Raw genomic sequence first — 16,187 nt, forward strand, 5'->3', positions numbered from 1 at the left:
ACTCTAAGTAGATTTGATATAAAAATCAGGAAAAATGAATAAACAGCACGATTTTTAATCTTTCTTACTTATTTCATAAACTTTTATTTTAAGACCATAAGCGAGGTATTCATAATGAAGAAAATTCTAATCGTTGACGATGAAAAACCAATTTCTGATATCATCAAGTTTAACTTGGCTAAGGAAGGTTATGACACGATTACAGCCTTTGATGGGCGTGAAGCATTAAGTAAATATGAAGAAGAAAATCCTGATTTGATTATATTAGACTTAATGTTACCAGAACTAGACGGTCTTGAAGTGGCTAAGGAAGTCAGAAAAAACAGCCACGTTCCAATTATTATGTTATCGGCTAAAGACAGTGAGTTTGATAAAGTTATTGGTCTTGAAATTGGTGCTGATGACTATGTGACCAAACCTTTTTCTAATCGCGAATTGCTGGCGCGTGTAAAAGCGCATCTTCGCCGTACTGAAAATATTGAATCTGCAGTGGCTGAGGAAAATGCTTCAGGTATACCTGAAATTATTATTGGGGACTTGCAAATTTTACCAGATGCTTTTGTTGCTAAAAAACGTGGAACAGAGGTAGAATTAACTCACCGTGAGTTTGAGCTGTTGCATCATTTAGCGACACACACAGGTCAGGTGATGACGCGTGAACATTTACTTGAAACGGTTTGGGGCTATGATTATTTTGGAGATGTCCGTACTGTTGATGTTACTGTTCGTCGTCTGCGTGAAAAAATTGAAGATACACCTAGTCGTCCAGAGTACATTTTGACGCGACGCGGTGTTGGTTACTATATGAAATCATATGACTAATGTGTTTGAATCAAGTCCCTTATTTTTACGAATTTTACTAGCGGTTTTAATCATTTTACTCTTTTTTTATTTTATTTTTCTCAATTACAGAGAGTATAAAAATAATAATCAAGTTAAGCAGTTAAATGCTAAAGTACGTTCTTTGATTACTGGCCATTATACTGATAAATTAAAGGTTAAGGATAACTCTGACTTGTCAGAACTAGTGAATAATGTTAATGACTTATCAGAAGTTTTCCGTTTAACGCATGAAAATTTGGCGCAGGAGAAAAATCGTCTGACTAGCATTTTATCGTATATGACAGATGGTGTTTTGGCAACAGATCGCCGCGGAAAGATTACCGTCATTAATGATATGGCGCAAAGGCAATTGAATGTAACGCGTGAGCAGGCATTGGAGTGCAATATTCTGGATATTTTGGATGATGATAGTTATACTTACAATGATTTGATTACAAAAACGCCAGAAATTGTTCTGACGCGGCGTGATGAATATGATGAATTTATCACTTTGCGCATTCGTTTTGCCTTAAACCGCCGTGAAAGTGGTTTTATTTCAGGATTAATTGCTGTTTTGCATGACGCGACTGAACAGGAAAAAGAAGAACGTGAACGCCGTCTCTTTGTTTCTAATGTCAGTCATGAACTTAGGACACCATTAACCTCTGTAAAGTCCTATTTAGAAGCTTTGGACGATGGTGCCCTGACAGAATCAGTGGCTCCTAGTTTTATCAAGGTATCACTTGATGAGACTAATCGCATGATGCGTATGATTACGGATCTGCTTAGCTTATCACGTATTGATAACCAGACCAGTCATTTAGATGTTGAATTGACGAATTTTACAGCTTTTATGAATTATATTCTGGATCGCTTTGATCAAATTCAAAGTCAGCAATCAACTAATAAGGTTTACGAAATTATTAGAGATTATCCTGATAAATCAGTTTGGATTGAAATTGATACAGATAAAATGACTCAAGTAATTGATAATATTTTAAATAATGCAATCAAATATTCACCTGATGGCGGTAAGGTGACTGTAACGATGCAGACAACAGATACACAACTCATCCTTTCCATATCCGACCAAGGCTTGGGCATTCCTAAGAAGGATCTCCCTCTTATTTTTGACCGTTTTTATCGTGTTGATAAGGCGAGAAGCCGTGCTCAAGGTGGGACTGGTTTAGGATTAGCAATCGCCAAAGAAATTGTCAAACAGCATAAAGGCTTTATTTGGGCCAATAGTGAGGAAGGCGAAGGGTCGACCTTTACCATCGTTTTACCTTATGAAAACGATAATGATGCAATTGATGAATGGGAAGAAGATGAAGACGAATCATGACAGAAACAGGTTTTAGATACAGCATTCTGGCATCTGGTTCAAGTGGCAATAGTTTTTATTTGGAAACTCCTCAAAAGAAATTTTAGTTGATGCAGGTCTCTCAGGCAAGAAAATTAGTCAATTAATGGCAGAGATAGACCGAAAAGTAGACGATGTTGATGCGATTTTAGTAACACATGAGCATAAAGATCATATTCACGGTGTAGGTGTACTAGCTCGGAAATATGGCTTGGATGTCTATGCGAATGCAGCAACATGGCAAGCTATGGATGGCATGATTGGCAAAATTGATGTCAGCCAAAAACATATCTTTGATCTGGGGAAAACCATAACTTTTGGGGATATTGATATTGAAAGCTTTGGTGTTAGCCATGATGCTGCTCAGCCACAGTTTTACCGCCTGATGAAAGACGGCAAGAGTTTTGTCATATTGACAGATACAGGTTATGTCAGTGATCGTATGGCAGATCTGATTGAAAATGCTGATGGTTATCTGATTGAGTCCAATCATGATATTGAAATTTTACGCTCAGGTATCTACCCTTGGAGTTTAAAACAGCGTATTTTATCCGATAAAGGACACCTATCAAATGATGATGGTGCAGAAACAATGGTTCGAACTTTGGGGAATAAAACAAAAAGATTTATTTGGGACATCTCAGTAAAGAAAACAATGTCAAAGAATTAGCCCATATGACGATGAAGAATGCTCTCATGCAGGCAGATTTGGCTGTAGACCATGATTTTAAAATTTATGATACCTCGCCAGATACTGCTTTACCATTAGCAAAAATCTAGTGGACAGCTTAGAAGGAAGAATGAAAAACAAAGATTACTCGGAAATGGTTGTTCTGGGTGATTTTTGCTATAATAGAAAGGTCTAAGGACAAAAGAAAGGATTTATATGAAAACATTAGAAAAAAACTAGCAGGAGACTTTAATATCGTCTTTTCTGACAAGGAGTTATTGGAAACTGCCTTTACTCATACTAGTTATGCTAATGAGCATCGCCTCCTAAACATTTCACATAACGAGCGCTTGGAATTTTTAGGAGACGCCGTTCTGCAGTTAACGATTTCACGTTATCTTTTTGACAAATACCCTAAAAAAGCCGAAGGTGATTTATCAAAAATGCGTTCGATGATTGTTCGTGAAGAAAGTTTGGCGGGTTTTTCTAGAAACTGTCAATTTGACCGCTATATTAAATTAGGTAAGGGTGAAGAAAAATCTGGCGGCCGTCAAAGAGACACTATTTTGGGAGATTTATTTGAAGCTTTTTTAGGTGCTCTTTTATTGGATGCAGGTCTTAAAGCTGTTGAGGCCTTTCTCAATCAAGTTGTGATTCCTAAGGTTGAAAATGATAATTATGAACGTGTGACCGATTATAAAACGGCGCTCCAAGAATTATTGCAAGTTGACGGGGATGTTTTGATCGATTACGAGGTCTTAAAAGAATCAGGACCCGCCCATGCAAAATACTTTGAAGTTGCTGTTTCTATGAACCATGAAAAACTTAGTAGCGGGACAGGCAAATCAAAAAAATCAGCAGAGCAAGAGGCTGCTAAAAATGCACTTGAAAAACTTCAACGAGGTTCTTAATGTTTTTAAAAGAAATTGAAATGCAGGGATTTAAATCTTTTGCTGATAAGACTAAGGTTGAGTTTGACAGAGGTGTGACAGCCGTTGTCGGACCAAATGGTTCAGGAAAGAGTAATATTACGGAGAGCTTACGCTGGGCTTTGGGTGAGTCAAGCGCTAAGAGCCTGCGTGGCGGCAAGATGCCAGATGTGATTTTTGCAGGAACTGAAAACCGAAAACCACTCAATTACGCTCAAGTGACGGTTATTTTAGATAATAGTGATGCCTTTATCAAAGACGCTCAAGAAGAGATTCGCGTTGAACGCCATATTTATCGTAATGGTGACAGCGATTATCTTATTGATGGTAAAAAAGTACGTCTGCGTGATATTCACGATTTATTTATGGATACTGGTTTGGGGCGTGATTCCTTTTCCATTATTTCTCAAGGACGTGTGGAAGAGATTTTTAATAGTAAACCAAAGGAGCGTCGTTCAATTTTTGAAGAAGCAGCTGGCGTCTTAAAATACAAGACACGTAAAAAAGAGACGCAGTCTAAGCTAACACAGACTCAGGATAATTTGGATCGGCTGGATGATATTATCTATGAACTGGAGACACAGATAAAGCCTTTAGAACGTCAGGCAAAAACAGCCAAAGAATTTCTGGTTTTGGAAACAGAACGCAAGGAGAAACAGTTAGACTTGCTGGTCTACCAAATTCTCCATCATAAGGAAGCCCTAGAGAAAAATCAAGCTGGGCTTGAAAAAGTTAAACAAAATTTAGCAGCCTATTATCAAGAGCGTGATTTATTAGAAACTAAGAATCAGACTCTAAAAGAAAAACGGCATCAGCTTTCTCGCCAAATGGATCAAAAGCAGGCTGACCTTCTTGAAATGACACGACTTATTAGTGATTACGAGCGTCAGATTGAACGCATTCACTTAGAGAACAGCCAAAAAGCAGAAAAGAAGCAATCTACTCAAGAAAATCTAGAACAATTGACAGAGCAAAAGGATTCTCTTAAAACAGAATTAGCTCAAAAAGAAGTTATCTTAGAACAATTAGAAGAGGATCTCAAACAAAAAAATCAAGAGATTAAAAATGTCGAAACAGAATTGTCACGTTTTTCAACAGATCCTGATCATATTATTGAAAGTTTACGAGAAGATTTTGTTAGACTCATGCAAAAAGAGGCTGATACTTCTAACCAATTGGCTGTTTTAAAAGCAGAAATGGATAGTCGAAAACAAGAATCCGAAAGCAAAACAGCAGAAATCAAACAAGTACAAGCAGACTTAGAAAAAGCAAAAGAGCGAGAACAAAGGGGATCTGCAAACTTTGAAACTGCTAAAACCAAGGTTCAAGAATTGCTAAAGGACTATCAAAAAACAGCACAGCTTGTTCAGAATTTAGAAGCTGCTTATGCTGAGCAGCAAGATACTATGTTTCAATTGTTGGATGATGTCAAAGACAAGAAAGCACGCCAAAGCAGTCTGAAGTCCATCTTAAAAAGCCATAGTAATTTCTATGCAGGTGTTAGGTCTGTTCTTCAGCAGGCTGATAAGATTAAAGGTATTGTTGGCGCGGTTAGTGAACATTTAACTTTTGATAAAAAATATCAAACTGCACTTGAGATTGCCTTAGGCGCCAGCAGTCAAAATATTATTGTTGAAGATGAAGCGGCAGCTAAGCGATCTATCGACTTTTTAAAGAAGAACCGTCAAGGCCGAGCAACTTTTCTTCCTTTAACAACCATTAAACCCCGTCGTTTATCTGAGTCAAATCAAAGCCTATTAACTTCCAGTCAGGGCTTTCTCGGTTTAGCACGTGATTTGGTAAGTTTTGAGCCTCGTTTACAAACAATTTTTGGCAATTTACTGGGTGTCACAGCGATTTTTGATACGGTTGATCATGCCAATCAGGCGGCTCGCCAGTTACATTATCAAGTGCGTCTTGTAACATTAGATGGAACAGAGATCCGTCCCGGAGGATCCTTTTCAGGAGGTACTAGTCGTCAAAATAATACAACTTTTATCAAGCCAGAACTGGATCATTTGACACAAGAGTTAGCGCTTTTAGAAGAAAAACAAGTTGAGCAGGAAAGAACGGTTGAAAAGACCAAGCAGAACTTGGAAGCGAAAAAAGCAGACCTTTTAGAATTAAGGGAAAAGGGAAATCAAGCCCGATTGGCTGAACAAAAGGCTGAGATGGAGTATCAACAATCAGAGTCTCATTTACAAGAGCTAGCCTTGCTTTATAACCAGTTAAAGCAAACAGAACAGGCGGATCTTAATCAAGACTTAGAAAAAGAAAAAGTACTTTTAGAAAAAAATCTGTACAAAATTGCCGATGACAAGGAAAAACTTAATCAAGAGATTGTTCAAATTAAGGAAGATAAGGACAGTATCCAGCAAAAAACAGCTACTTTAAACCAAGAACTATCTGTTTTGCGACTTTCTGAGCGCGATTTGGCTAATACACAGAAATTTGAAAGAACGAATTTAAAACGTTTGACAGAAGAATTAGCTGAATTGGAACAAAATGAGGCTGGTATGATGCAACTTTTGAATAGCCAAGAAGAGGACTTGGCTGAAAAACGTTTACCATCGCTCAAACAGCAATTAGTAAATGCTCAGACTAAAAAATCAGACAGTGACCAAGAGCTTGTTCGTTGCCGTTTTGAACTGGAAGACTGTGAAGCACAGTTAGAAGAGATTGAGATCAATCTCCTAAAAACTAATCAAAAGAATGAAGAATTCATTCGTCAGCAAACGCAATTAGAAGCAAAAAGGGATCAGTTATCCAATCAATTGCGTCGTTTTGCAAATAACTTGGCTGAAGATTATCAATTAAGCTTAGATGATGCTAAACAAGAGGCGGGACCAATTGAAAATCTAGAAGCTGCTCAAGCCCATTTAAGCCAATTAGAAAAGCAAATTAAGGGATTGGGACCGGTTAATCTTGACGCAATCAGTCAGTACGACGAAGTGTCTGAGCGTTTGCATTTTTTAAATAGCCAAAAAAATGACCTTGTTCACGCTAAGGAATTGCTCCTGAATACCATTCATGATATGGATGATGAGGTCAAGGCACGCTTTAAGACAACTTTTGAAGCTATTCGTGACAGTTTTAAGACGACCTTTACGCAGATGTTTGGCGGAGGAAGTGCTGACTTGCTTTTGACAGAAGGAGACCTTTTGACGACCGGTATTGACATTTCAGTGCAGCCGCCCGGCAAGAAGATTCAATCTCTCAATCTTATGTCTGGTGGTGAAAAGGCACTGTCTGCTTTAGCATTGCTATTTGCCATCATTCGTGTTAAAACCATTCCTTTTGTTATTTTGGATGAGGTTGAGGCTGCTCTTGATGAGGCCAATGTCAAGCGTTTTGGTGATTATCTGAATCGTTTTGATAAGTCCAGCCAATTTATTGTGGTCACGCACCGCAAAGGCACTATGTCTGCTGCAGATAGTATATATGGGGTTACCATGCAGGAATCAGGTGTCTCTAAGATTGTCTCTGTTAAGCTAAAAGAAGTCGAAAACATATCTTAGAAGACTGTCTAGGAAATGCCTGATAGGCTACAGCTTCGAGAATCTTAGACTCTGCTGACTTTGTTAGGCCGTCATAGAATCTTTTATTCAGCCTATTGAGAAATTTTGTGAAATCTGTTAAAATGGTAGCAATTGAATAAAAGTCTATGAGATTAGTAGCTTTATGGAAGTTTGACAGGGAATGCGGGGCGTGACTGGAAACCCGCTGAATGAAAGTTTAGTGAATTCACTCAGAAAGAAAGGCTTAAATAATTAAGGTCTAGTCATACTAGATAAAAACGGATGGTACCGCGTGTCAACGCTCCGCTTAAGGAATGGAGCGCTGATACGTTTTTTGTTTTTAAAAAGACCCTTAAAATAGGAAAGGAAATCGCATGGATTTACAAGCACAATTAGAAGAGCTGAGAAAATCAACTCAAGCAACATTAAAGGAAATGAGCGGCAATCACAGCAAAGAATTACAAGATTTGCGTGTTAAGGTCTTAGGGAAGAAAGGTTCCTTGACAGAACTTTTAAAAGGTCTAAAGGACTTACCAAATGAGTTGCGTCCTGTTGTTGGGAAACAAGTCAATGAAGTCCGTGATGTCTTAACAAAGGCCTTTGAAGAACAGGCTAAAATTGTTGAAGCTGCCAAAATTCAAGCACAATTAGAATCAGAAACATTAGATGTTACTCTTCCGGGCCGCCAAATACATCTCGGCAATCGTCATGTTCTCAGTCAGATAAGTGAAGAAATTGAAGATATATTCTTAGGAATGGGCTTTCAAGTTGTTGATGGCTATGAAGTTGAACAAGACTATTACAATTTCGAACGCATGAATTTGCCCAAAGATCACCCAGCACGTGATATGCAGGATACGTTTTATATTTCTGAAGACATTTTGCTTCGGACACATACCAGTCCTGTGCAGGCACGTACTCTAGATAAACATGATTTTTCTAAAGGACCGCTTAAGATGATTTCACCCGGGCGCGTTTTTCGCCGCGATACAGATGATGCGACGCATTCCCATCAATTCCATCAAATTGAAGGCTTGGTCGTTGGTAAAAACATTTCTATGGGTGATCTCAAAGGAACACTGGAAATTATTAGCAAGAAAATGTTTGGTGAAGACCGTAAGATTCGTCTGCGTCCTTCTTATTTCCCATTTACGGAGCCTTCTGTTGAAGTCGATGTTTCGTGCTTCAAATGCGGCGGCAAAGGCTGTAATGTTTGTAAGAAAACAGGTTGGATTGAAATTCTTGGTGCCGGTATGGTTCATCCAAGTGTTCTTGAAATGTCTGGCGTTGATTCTGAAGAATATTCTGGTTTTGCCTTTGGTTTAGGCCAAGAACGTATGGCTATGCTGCGCTATGGAATCAACGATATTCGTGGTTTCTACCAAGGTGACAGCCGTTTTACAGAACAATTCAATTAAATCTATAAGGTTGTAGAGCTTTTTGCAAGCTAATTGTTCTGGCTCAGCCATCCACAAGTTAAAGGAGTGAAAATGTCACAGGTTGAAATTAGAAAAGTCAATCAAGATGAGCTTTCTTTGCTTCAGAAAATTGCTATTCAGACTTTTCGTGAAACTTTTGCTTTTGATAATACAGCAAAGCAACTGCAAGATTTTTTTGACGAAGCTTATACTTTGTCCGCTTTAAAATCAGAATTAGCTGATAAAGAATCAGAAACCTATTTTATTTTGATGTCCGGTAAAGCAGCGGGATTTTTGAAAGTTAACTGGGGCAGCTCTCAAACCGAGCAGGTACTAGAAGATGCATTTGAAATTCAGCGAGTTTATATTTTAAAAGCCTATCAAGGTCAAGGCTTGGGAAAACAGCTTTTTGAATTTGCTTTAGAACGTGCGCAAATATCAGGCTTATCATGGGTTTGGCTGGGAGTTTGGGAAAAGAACTTTAAAGCACAGTCCTTATATGCGAAATACGGCTTTAAAAAATTTGCAGAACACACTTTTGCTGTTGGTAACAAAGTGGATACGGATTGGTTACTTAAAAAGTCTTTAAGGTAGAGAAAGGAAATACATGTTAGTAAGTTATAAATGGTTGAAGGAATTAGTTGATATTGATGTACCTAGTCACGAATTGGCTGAAAAAATGTCAACAACAGGTATTGAAGTTGAAGGGGTAGACGTTCCAGCAAAAGGATTATCAAAATTAGTCGTCGGTCATGTCCTTTCTTGTGAAGATGTTCCTGAAACGCATCTTCATCTTTGTCAGGTGGATACTGGCGAGGAAGAAACTCGTCAAATCGTTTGCGGAGCACCAAATATTACAGCTGGTATTAAAGTGATTGTTGCTCTTCCGGGAGCTCGTATTGCAGATAATTATAAGATTAAAAAGGGAAAATCCGCGGTATGGAATCTCTGGGTATGATTTGCTCTCTGCAGGAGCTTGGTTTGCCAGACAGCATTATTCCTAAGGAGTATTCAGATGGCATTCAAATTTTGCCTGAAGATGCTGTGCCGGGTGAAAGTGTCTTCCCTTATTTGGACTTAGATGATGACATCATTGAGCTGTCTATCACTCCTAACCGTGCAGATGCTTTATCCATGCGCGGTGTCGCTTATGAAGTGGCAGCGATTTATGATAAATCTGTTCATTTTGAAGAAAAATTCTTGGCTGAAAGTGATCAGAAAGCAGCTGATCTTATCAAAGTAGCTATTGCTTCTGATAATGTACTGACTTATAAAGCGCGTGTGGTTGAAAATGTAACCATTAAACCAAGTCCACAGTGGCTGCAAAATCTGCTTATGAATGCTGGCATTCGTCCGATTAATAATGTGGTTGATGTGACCAATTATGTTCTTCTTTATTTTGGACAACCTATGCATGCCTTTGATTTAGATAAGTTTGAAGGCAAGGACATTCTCGTACGTCAGGCAAAAACTGGTGAAACATTAGTGACACTTGATGGTGAAGAGCGTGATTTGACTGAAGAAGATCTTGTCATTACTGTGGCAGATAAACCAGTGGCACTTGCAGGTGTTATGGGTGGTGCGACAACTGAAATTGATGTCTCTTCTAAAAATGTTGTCCTTGAAGCAGCCGTCTTTGATGGAAAGTCAATTCGTAAAACAAGCAGTCGTCTTAATCTGCGTTCTGAAAGTTCTTCACGTTTTGAAAAGGGTGTTAATTATGCTGATGTTGCTAAGGCACTTGATTTTGCTGCAGCAATGCTGACAGAATTAGCAGATGGCACAGTTCTTGCGGGTCAGGTCAGTGCAGGAGCAGTTCCGACAGATGATGTTCGGGTATCTACTAGTCTGGATTATGTCAATGTTCGCTTGGGTACAGACTTAGTTTTCTCAGATATTGAAAATGTCTTTGCTCGCCTTGGTTTTGGTCTTTCTGGCAATGACGAAAAATTCACAGTTTCTGTACCGCGTCGCCGTTGGGATATTAGCATTCAGGCGGATTTGGTCGAAGAAATCGCTCGTATTTATGGTTATGATAAATTACCGACAACACTGCCTGAAGCAGCAGGAACAGTTGGTGAATTGACCAAGTCACAAAAATTGCGTCGTAAGATAAGAAGTCTGGCCGAAGGTAGTGGCCTTTCAGAAATTATTTCTTATGCTTTGACCACGCCTGAAAAGGCAGTTGCTTTTACACCAAATCCTAGCAAGGTGACAGAACTGATGTGGTCAATGACAGTTGAGCGTTCGGCACTGCGTCAAAATGTTGTCTCTGGAATGCTGGATACCATTGCCTATAATGTGGCACGTAAGAGTAACAATCTAGCCTTGTACGAAATTGGTAAAGTCTTTGAGCAGACAGCGGATCCTAAAAAAGATTTGCCCAAGGAAATCGATACTTTTGCCTTTGCTCTGACAGGTTTAGTAGCTGAAAAGGACTTTCAAACAGCAGCAACCCCAGTTGATTTCTTCTATGCTAAAGGTATTCTGGAAGCCATTCTTGCTAAACTTGGCGTCACTGTTCAATTTGTTGCGACCAAAGAAATGGCTAATATGCATCCCGGCCGTACAGCCTTGATTGAACGTGATGGTCAAGTTATCGGTTATCTTGGTCAAGTTCATCCGCAAACGGCTAAACAGTACGATATTCCAGAAACTTATATAGCAGAAGTGAATCTTAATGCACTGGAAGCAGCTCTTAAATCGGATTTAGTCTTTGAAGATATCACTAAATTCCCAGCTGTTTCGCGCGATATTGCCCTGCTTCTCTCAGAAGAAGTGAGCCATCAAGATGTTTTAGATGCTATTGCAGCCAGCGGTGTGAAACGCCTGACCAAAGTAAAACTCTTTGATGTTTATGCCGGTGAAAAACTAGGAGCAGGCAAGAAATCAATGGCCTACAGCCTGACTTTCCAAAATCCAAATGACAATCTCACAGACGAAGAAGTTGCCAGATATATGGAAAAAATCACCAAAGCCCTAACCGAAAAAGTCGGTGCAGAAGTGAGATGAGATAGCTTTTTTAAGGTCATGACCGATTCGATTGAACAAAACATTATCTTGCTTGGCATCTGGAATCATTAGAGCTGCCTAATCATTTGTATGATTAGGCAGACATCTTATGTAAATTGGCTTATGCGTCTTTTCACAAATCTCTCTAAAGGAAAAGGATCATGGTGTATTTTGTATCTGAAATTTTTAAAAATGGCCCGGTAGACAGGTTTGGTTTACGAGGGGATCCTGTTTTTTGGGACTATTTAGAAAAGCATTTTCAAAAGGTAGCTATGCCATATTCAGAAAGAAAATTAGAGGAGGATATAAGAACTATCTATCAAGACTTAACTGGAAAAGAACTTAGAATGGGTGAGATGGCTCTTGTTAACGACTTTATGAGTAAATCCGGCGGCATGTCATCAGGATGGCTTAGCGATGATTTTTGGCTTAAATCAGCTATACCGCTTCTGAAAAAACGATTGGAAAAATGGAATGAAAGCTTATCCATTTGATAAGTAAGGCAGTCGTTTTCCTGTTTAGAGCGATGAACCAATAGCTGCAACACCTAAGTTATTTAGTTATCAAAGCGTTCAGGAAATCACGACAAATGCATGAAGCAACTTTTTCAAAATATTTCAGACATACATGATGATAGTCTGCAATAGCGAAAATGAAGGTTTTTATTGACAGACAGCAAACGTTTCATAGACTAATTTGGGACTTAAAACAGAAAAATAACAGATAGAAGTTATCTAAATGCCTTTTAAAAACACATAAAAGAAGTCGTTTTGGCATTTTCATAACTTTTTTAATAGATGATTTTCTTTATGCGTCTGTCCTGTTCAGGAAGGTCTTTGAATGAAACTTGTATTTGATGCTTATTATTATTTTTATTTGTAAAGGAACTATCATAGTGGATAAATATCTTATTAATAAAATGATTTGGTGGCGAAAAAAGAGCTTTATTCAAATTTCACAGCGAACGCTCGTTTCCCTGTTTCCCTTTTTTCTCTTAGCCACTTGTACTTTGATTGTCTCACAGTCTATCTTTTCAAAAGATGGCTATATCAACAACCTCTTTTCGGTCAATCATTGGTTTCCTTTTTTAAGACAATTGGTCTTGTTTTGACTAACTTTACAGCTATTATCGGTGGTATGGCGGGACCTTTGGCAACGTATTTTAGTGCTAAATACACTGCTGGTTATTATAAAAGAAGCACTGGGACTGCTGGCATTACAGCTTTTATATTCAGCCTGATAATTAATTCACGTGAGCTGTTTGCCGCCTCTTTGAATGATGGGCTTCTGACTCGTATCAATCTGCCAGTGACTATCAATTTGGCCATTGCCATTTTTATTGGCTACTTGGTGGGACAGATTTTCCGATTTTCAGTTGCTAGTGATGACTACATTGTTGATGAGCATTATATTTATCACCCTAAAAGTTTAAAGCCGATAGCTATTTCCATGGGCTTAGCCCTTATTCTTAATTTTATTTTTTATGTAGGGACTTTGTTTAATGTTTTTACAGCTATTGGCAACTTCTTTTCCAATTTGATCGTAAGCAAAAGCAATCTTCTAACGGTCTTTGCTAATACTCTTATGCGCAGCTTATCTGCTTGGATAGGCAACAGCAACCCTTTTAATGATATTCCTTTTGTTAATGATCCTTTTGCCCTGGATAATCTTAACCATGCCTTGAAGTATCATTCAACTGTAACTGTTCCTCACATCTTCACTGAGACCAATCTCTATGATGCTTATGGTGTCTTTTCGGGTATTGGAGGGAGTTTAGCGCTTCTTGTTACGATTTTATGGGTTTCTAAGAGTCAAAGGAACCGCAGTGTCGGTTTACTGAGTATCTTTCCAAGCCTGTTTAATCATGGTGTTGCTTTTATGGTGGGAATTCCAGTGTTTTTTAACTTTCTCTTTCTCATTCCCTTTCTCTTAGTACCTTTGGTTAATGTTTTACTAGCAGCCATCATGCTGTATTTTAAAGTCATACCGCCGGCTGTTTATCCCGTTCCAAGCGGTACGCCAAGTGTTCTTTATGCTTTTATCGGAACAGGAGGCAGTTTAAGAGCACTGGCTGCAGGTCTAGTGATTTTTGCTGTTGATGTTATGATTTATTTGCCTTTTGTGAAATTTAACGATCGCATTCATAAAGAACTCATTGAAGAAGATGAAAAAGGAGGTAAGAATGACTAAACGTGTGAAAATAACTTTAACAGTAGTTCTTTTGTTTGTCATTGGTTTAGCGATACCGTCTTATAGCTGGACAAAAAGCAATATCAAACGGATTGATCGTTTTTACAATTCGCGCCTGTCCCCTGTTATCATGATACCGGGCAGTTCTGCGACAGAAAACCGTTTTGATGGTTTAGTCCGCAAGCTAAACCAAAGTAAGCGCGGCGTGAAGCACAGCCTTTTAAAGGTGAAGGTTTGGAATGATGGGAGAATTACTTATAATGGCACCATTAATACCAATGATAATGAACCTGTGATTGTGATTGGATTTGAAAATAATCACGATGGCTACAGCAATATCAAAAAGCAGGCAAAAATGGTTAATGCAGCATTTGAAGAGCTGCAAAGAAAGTATAACTTTAATAATTTTAAAGGTTTAGGCCATTCTAACGGGGGACTTGTTTATACTGCCTTTATTGAAAAATATCTAAATAACTATGACGTTGATTTAAAACGGTTGATGACTATTGGAACACCCTATAATTTCACAGAAACCAGCAGCAAAAATAAAACGGAGATGCTGGCTGATTTTATTGCCAATCGCAGCAAGATTCCAAAAAGTCTTGCCATGTATTCTGTAGCAGGAACGCTGACTTATGATTCAGATGAACTTGTTCCAGATGCAAGTGTGTCCGCTGGAAAATATATTTATCAAAATCAAGCTCGGCATTATACAGAAACGACAGTAACAGGCGAGGATGCCCAACATTCCGATTTGCCGACAAATGATGAGGTGGTGGCTTTAGTTAATGAGCATGTCCTTAATAGGCAAAATCAAAACAGAAGAAGGGGTTAGGGCTAGGTTAGGTTTTCGTCAATAACCGTTAGCTGCTGGTGTCATAATTTTTTGAAAATAGCTTGATATTTTCAAAAAAGGCGTCTAAAATAGAAAACAAGTCTGAAGAAATGAGGTCATAAAAAAATTTGCAAAAAGAAAAAAATATGTTGATATTAGGTTGGGTGGCGACTTTTATGTCTGTGATGATGTATGTTTCTTATATCCCTCAGATTATGAATAACTTAGCAGGAAATAAGGGGGATTTTATCCAACCGTCAGTAGCTGCACTTAACTGCACACTGTGGGTAATTTATGGTCTTTGTAAAGAAAAGCGAGACCTTCCTTTAGCTGCTGCTAATATGCCAGGTATTGTTTTTGGCTTGATTGCAGCGATTACAGCATTAGTTTAGCTTTATAAAAGCATTTCATAAAGCTTGTGAATTGAGTCTGTGAAATAGAGATTTCTGTGGAACGGATCTTTTTTTCTGTCATTTATCAACCTTCTCCTGAGATGATACCTACTTAATCACAATTAAATAGACGAGGAAAGGGGTCAAAGTTAATGAGGGCTAAGCAAGGGAAGGCGTTAGCGAAGGTCTGTCTAGCCACCTCGCTAGCTTTTTTTCAGTGTTATTGACTGTTCGAACGTGTATCGCAAGGTTTCCAGAAAATCCACTGACGCTGGATTTTCTACGAGTTTTGGATAAAAGTGTTCCAACTTTTTATTGTGTAGTGGTTTTAGTTTAACGCAGTGATAAATTGGAATTTTCGCGTCTTGTTTTTTAGGCTCAATCCTTTAAAGTTCGATGATCTGCTGGAGCTTATCTAATCTACTTTAGGGAAAGCAAGACGACAAAATTGAAATCGCTCTTTCATTACAATTTACCGCTCTTTTTATACGTAATCTTATATATTTACACTATTTTGTGAATAATTGCGCAGCAATCATGGGAGTCTGTCTTACTTTCTAAAGATCTTACTAGTTCGTCGGCGAAATGAAGTTAGAAGATAGGTTTATTCTTCAATTTGGTATAATAAGAAGAAAATAAAAAAGTAAGTAGGTTAAGTAATGGACGAGTTTAATCAAGTAGAACGATTTCTTTATCTCTATACAGAATTATATAAAGGAAATACAATTAATAAGCAAGTCTATCTAGATAAGTTTGGTGTATCCGATGCTAGTTTTAATAAAGATATTCGAAAATTAAAAGATGCTGCCAGACATCTAAATTTAGACTTTGATATCAAAATAAACAAAAAAGAATCATATTATTATTTGGATTATACATCAGAAACTGGTGGAAATTTAAGTGATATAGAGGCTTATACATTGTCTAAAATTCTTTTAGAAAGTAGGGCATTAAGTAAGAAAAAACAAAAATATTATTAAGAAACTTATTAATCGTACAGTAAATGAAGACTATCGTACAATCTTAGACAAACAAACT

Annotated in this window: 10 protein-coding genes and 3 pseudogenes; all 13 read left to right on the plus strand. The window is 38.1% G+C overall.

Annotated features, from left to right (window positions below; translation table 11 throughout):
* The first annotated feature begins 114 nt into the window (after positions 1-114).
* The 13 genes and pseudogenes from vicR (at position 115) to SRT_RS10580 (ending at position 16,129) form a co-directional block, all read left to right on the plus strand.
* Positions 115-822 carry a cell wall metabolism response regulator VicR gene (vicR, locus tag SRT_RS03140; RefSeq protein WP_002262930.1) on the plus strand — a complete coding sequence of 236 codons (708 nt, stop codon included), beginning with the start codon at positions 115-117 and terminating at the stop codon, positions 820-822.
* Positions 815-2,167, plus strand: a complete 1,353-nt coding sequence (gene vicK / locus SRT_RS03145; RefSeq protein WP_128833005.1) for a cell wall metabolism sensor histidine kinase VicK — start codon at positions 815-817, stop codon at positions 2,165-2,167. The genes vicR and vicK overlap by 8 nt, the downstream gene beginning before the upstream one ends.
* Positions 2,164-2,965: pseudogene (walJ, locus tag SRT_RS03150) on the plus strand (exodeoxyribonuclease WalJ). The gene vicK and the pseudogene walJ overlap by 4 nt, the downstream one beginning before the upstream one ends.
* Positions 2,966-3,037: 72 nt before the next feature.
* Positions 3,038-3,766 (plus strand): ribonuclease III, encoded by a 729-nt coding sequence (rnc, locus tag SRT_RS03155; RefSeq protein WP_373276260.1) that lies wholly within the window; start codon positions 3,038-3,040, stop codon positions 3,764-3,766.
* Positions 3,766-7,302, plus strand: coding sequence for a chromosome segregation protein SMC (smc, locus tag SRT_RS03160; RefSeq protein WP_128833006.1), 3,537 nt, complete (start codon positions 3,766-3,768; stop codon positions 7,300-7,302). The genes rnc and smc overlap by 1 nt, the downstream gene beginning before the upstream one ends.
* Positions 7,303-7,676: 374 nt before the next feature.
* On the plus strand, positions 7,677-8,720 hold the full coding sequence (gene pheS, locus SRT_RS03165; protein ID WP_128833007.1) for a phenylalanine--tRNA ligase subunit alpha: 1,044 nt from the start codon (positions 7,677-7,679) through the stop codon (positions 8,718-8,720).
* A gap of 72 nt (positions 8,721-8,792) precedes the next feature.
* On the plus strand, positions 8,793-9,314 hold the full coding sequence (locus SRT_RS03170) for a GNAT family N-acetyltransferase (RefSeq protein ID WP_128833008.1): 522 nt from the start codon (positions 8,793-8,795) through the stop codon (positions 9,312-9,314).
* A 13-nt stretch (positions 9,315-9,327) separates the two neighbouring features.
* Positions 9,328-11,732: pseudogene (pheT, locus tag SRT_RS03175) on the plus strand (phenylalanine--tRNA ligase subunit beta).
* A gap of 161 nt (positions 11,733-11,893) precedes the next feature.
* Positions 11,894-12,226 carry a hypothetical protein gene (locus SRT_RS03180; RefSeq protein WP_128833009.1) on the plus strand — a complete coding sequence of 111 codons (333 nt, stop codon included), beginning with the start codon at positions 11,894-11,896 and terminating at the stop codon, positions 12,224-12,226.
* 425 nt (positions 12,227-12,651) lie between these two features.
* A pseudogene (locus SRT_RS03185) lies at positions 12,652-13,922 on the plus strand (PTS sugar transporter subunit IIC).
* Positions 13,915-14,757, plus strand: a complete 843-nt coding sequence (locus SRT_RS03190; protein WP_128833010.1) for an alpha/beta hydrolase — start codon at positions 13,915-13,917, stop codon at positions 14,755-14,757. Before SRT_RS03185 ends, SRT_RS03190 begins: the two are co-directional and overlap by 8 nt.
* A gap of 146 nt (positions 14,758-14,903) precedes the next feature.
* Entirely contained in the window at positions 14,904-15,149 is a 246-nt protein-coding gene (locus SRT_RS03195) for a SemiSWEET family transporter (RefSeq protein ID WP_128834019.1), read from the plus strand.
* A gap of 659 nt (positions 15,150-15,808) precedes the next feature.
* On the plus strand, positions 15,809-16,129 hold the full coding sequence (locus SRT_RS10580; protein WP_223213971.1) for a hypothetical protein: 321 nt from the start codon (positions 15,809-15,811) through the stop codon (positions 16,127-16,129).
* Positions 16,130-16,187: the final 58 nt, after the last annotated feature.

This window comes from Streptococcus troglodytae, assembly GCF_002355215.1.
Taxonomy (GTDB): domain Bacteria; phylum Bacillota; class Bacilli; order Lactobacillales; family Streptococcaceae; genus Streptococcus; species Streptococcus troglodytae.

What these genes read in the sequence shown, in the direction of transcription:
- vicR (WP_002262930.1), top strand. Translation starts at nt 115, where the DNA reads ATGAAGAAAATTCTAATCGTTGACGATGAAAAACCAATTTCTGATATC.
- vicK (WP_128833005.1), top strand. Translation starts at nt 815, where the DNA reads ATGACTAATGTGTTTGAATCAAGTCCCTTATTTTTACGAATTTTACTA.
- smc (WP_128833006.1), top strand. Translation starts at nt 3,766, where the DNA reads ATGTTTTTAAAAGAAATTGAAATGCAGGGATTTAAATCTTTTGCTGAT.
- pheS (WP_128833007.1), top strand. Translation starts at nt 7,677, where the DNA reads ATGGATTTACAAGCACAATTAGAAGAGCTGAGAAAATCAACTCAAGCA.
- SRT_RS03170 (WP_128833008.1), top strand. Translation starts at nt 8,793, where the DNA reads ATGTCACAGGTTGAAATTAGAAAAGTCAATCAAGATGAGCTTTCTTTG.
- SRT_RS03180 (WP_128833009.1), top strand. Translation starts at nt 11,894, where the DNA reads ATGGTGTATTTTGTATCTGAAATTTTTAAAAATGGCCCGGTAGACAGG.
- SRT_RS03190 (WP_128833010.1), top strand. Translation starts at nt 13,915, where the DNA reads ATGACTAAACGTGTGAAAATAACTTTAACAGTAGTTCTTTTGTTTGTC.
- SRT_RS03195 (WP_128834019.1), top strand. Translation starts at nt 14,904, where the DNA reads ATGTTGATATTAGGTTGGGTGGCGACTTTTATGTCTGTGATGATGTAT.
- SRT_RS10580 (WP_223213971.1), top strand. Translation starts at nt 15,809, where the DNA reads ATGGACGAGTTTAATCAAGTAGAACGATTTCTTTATCTCTATACAGAA.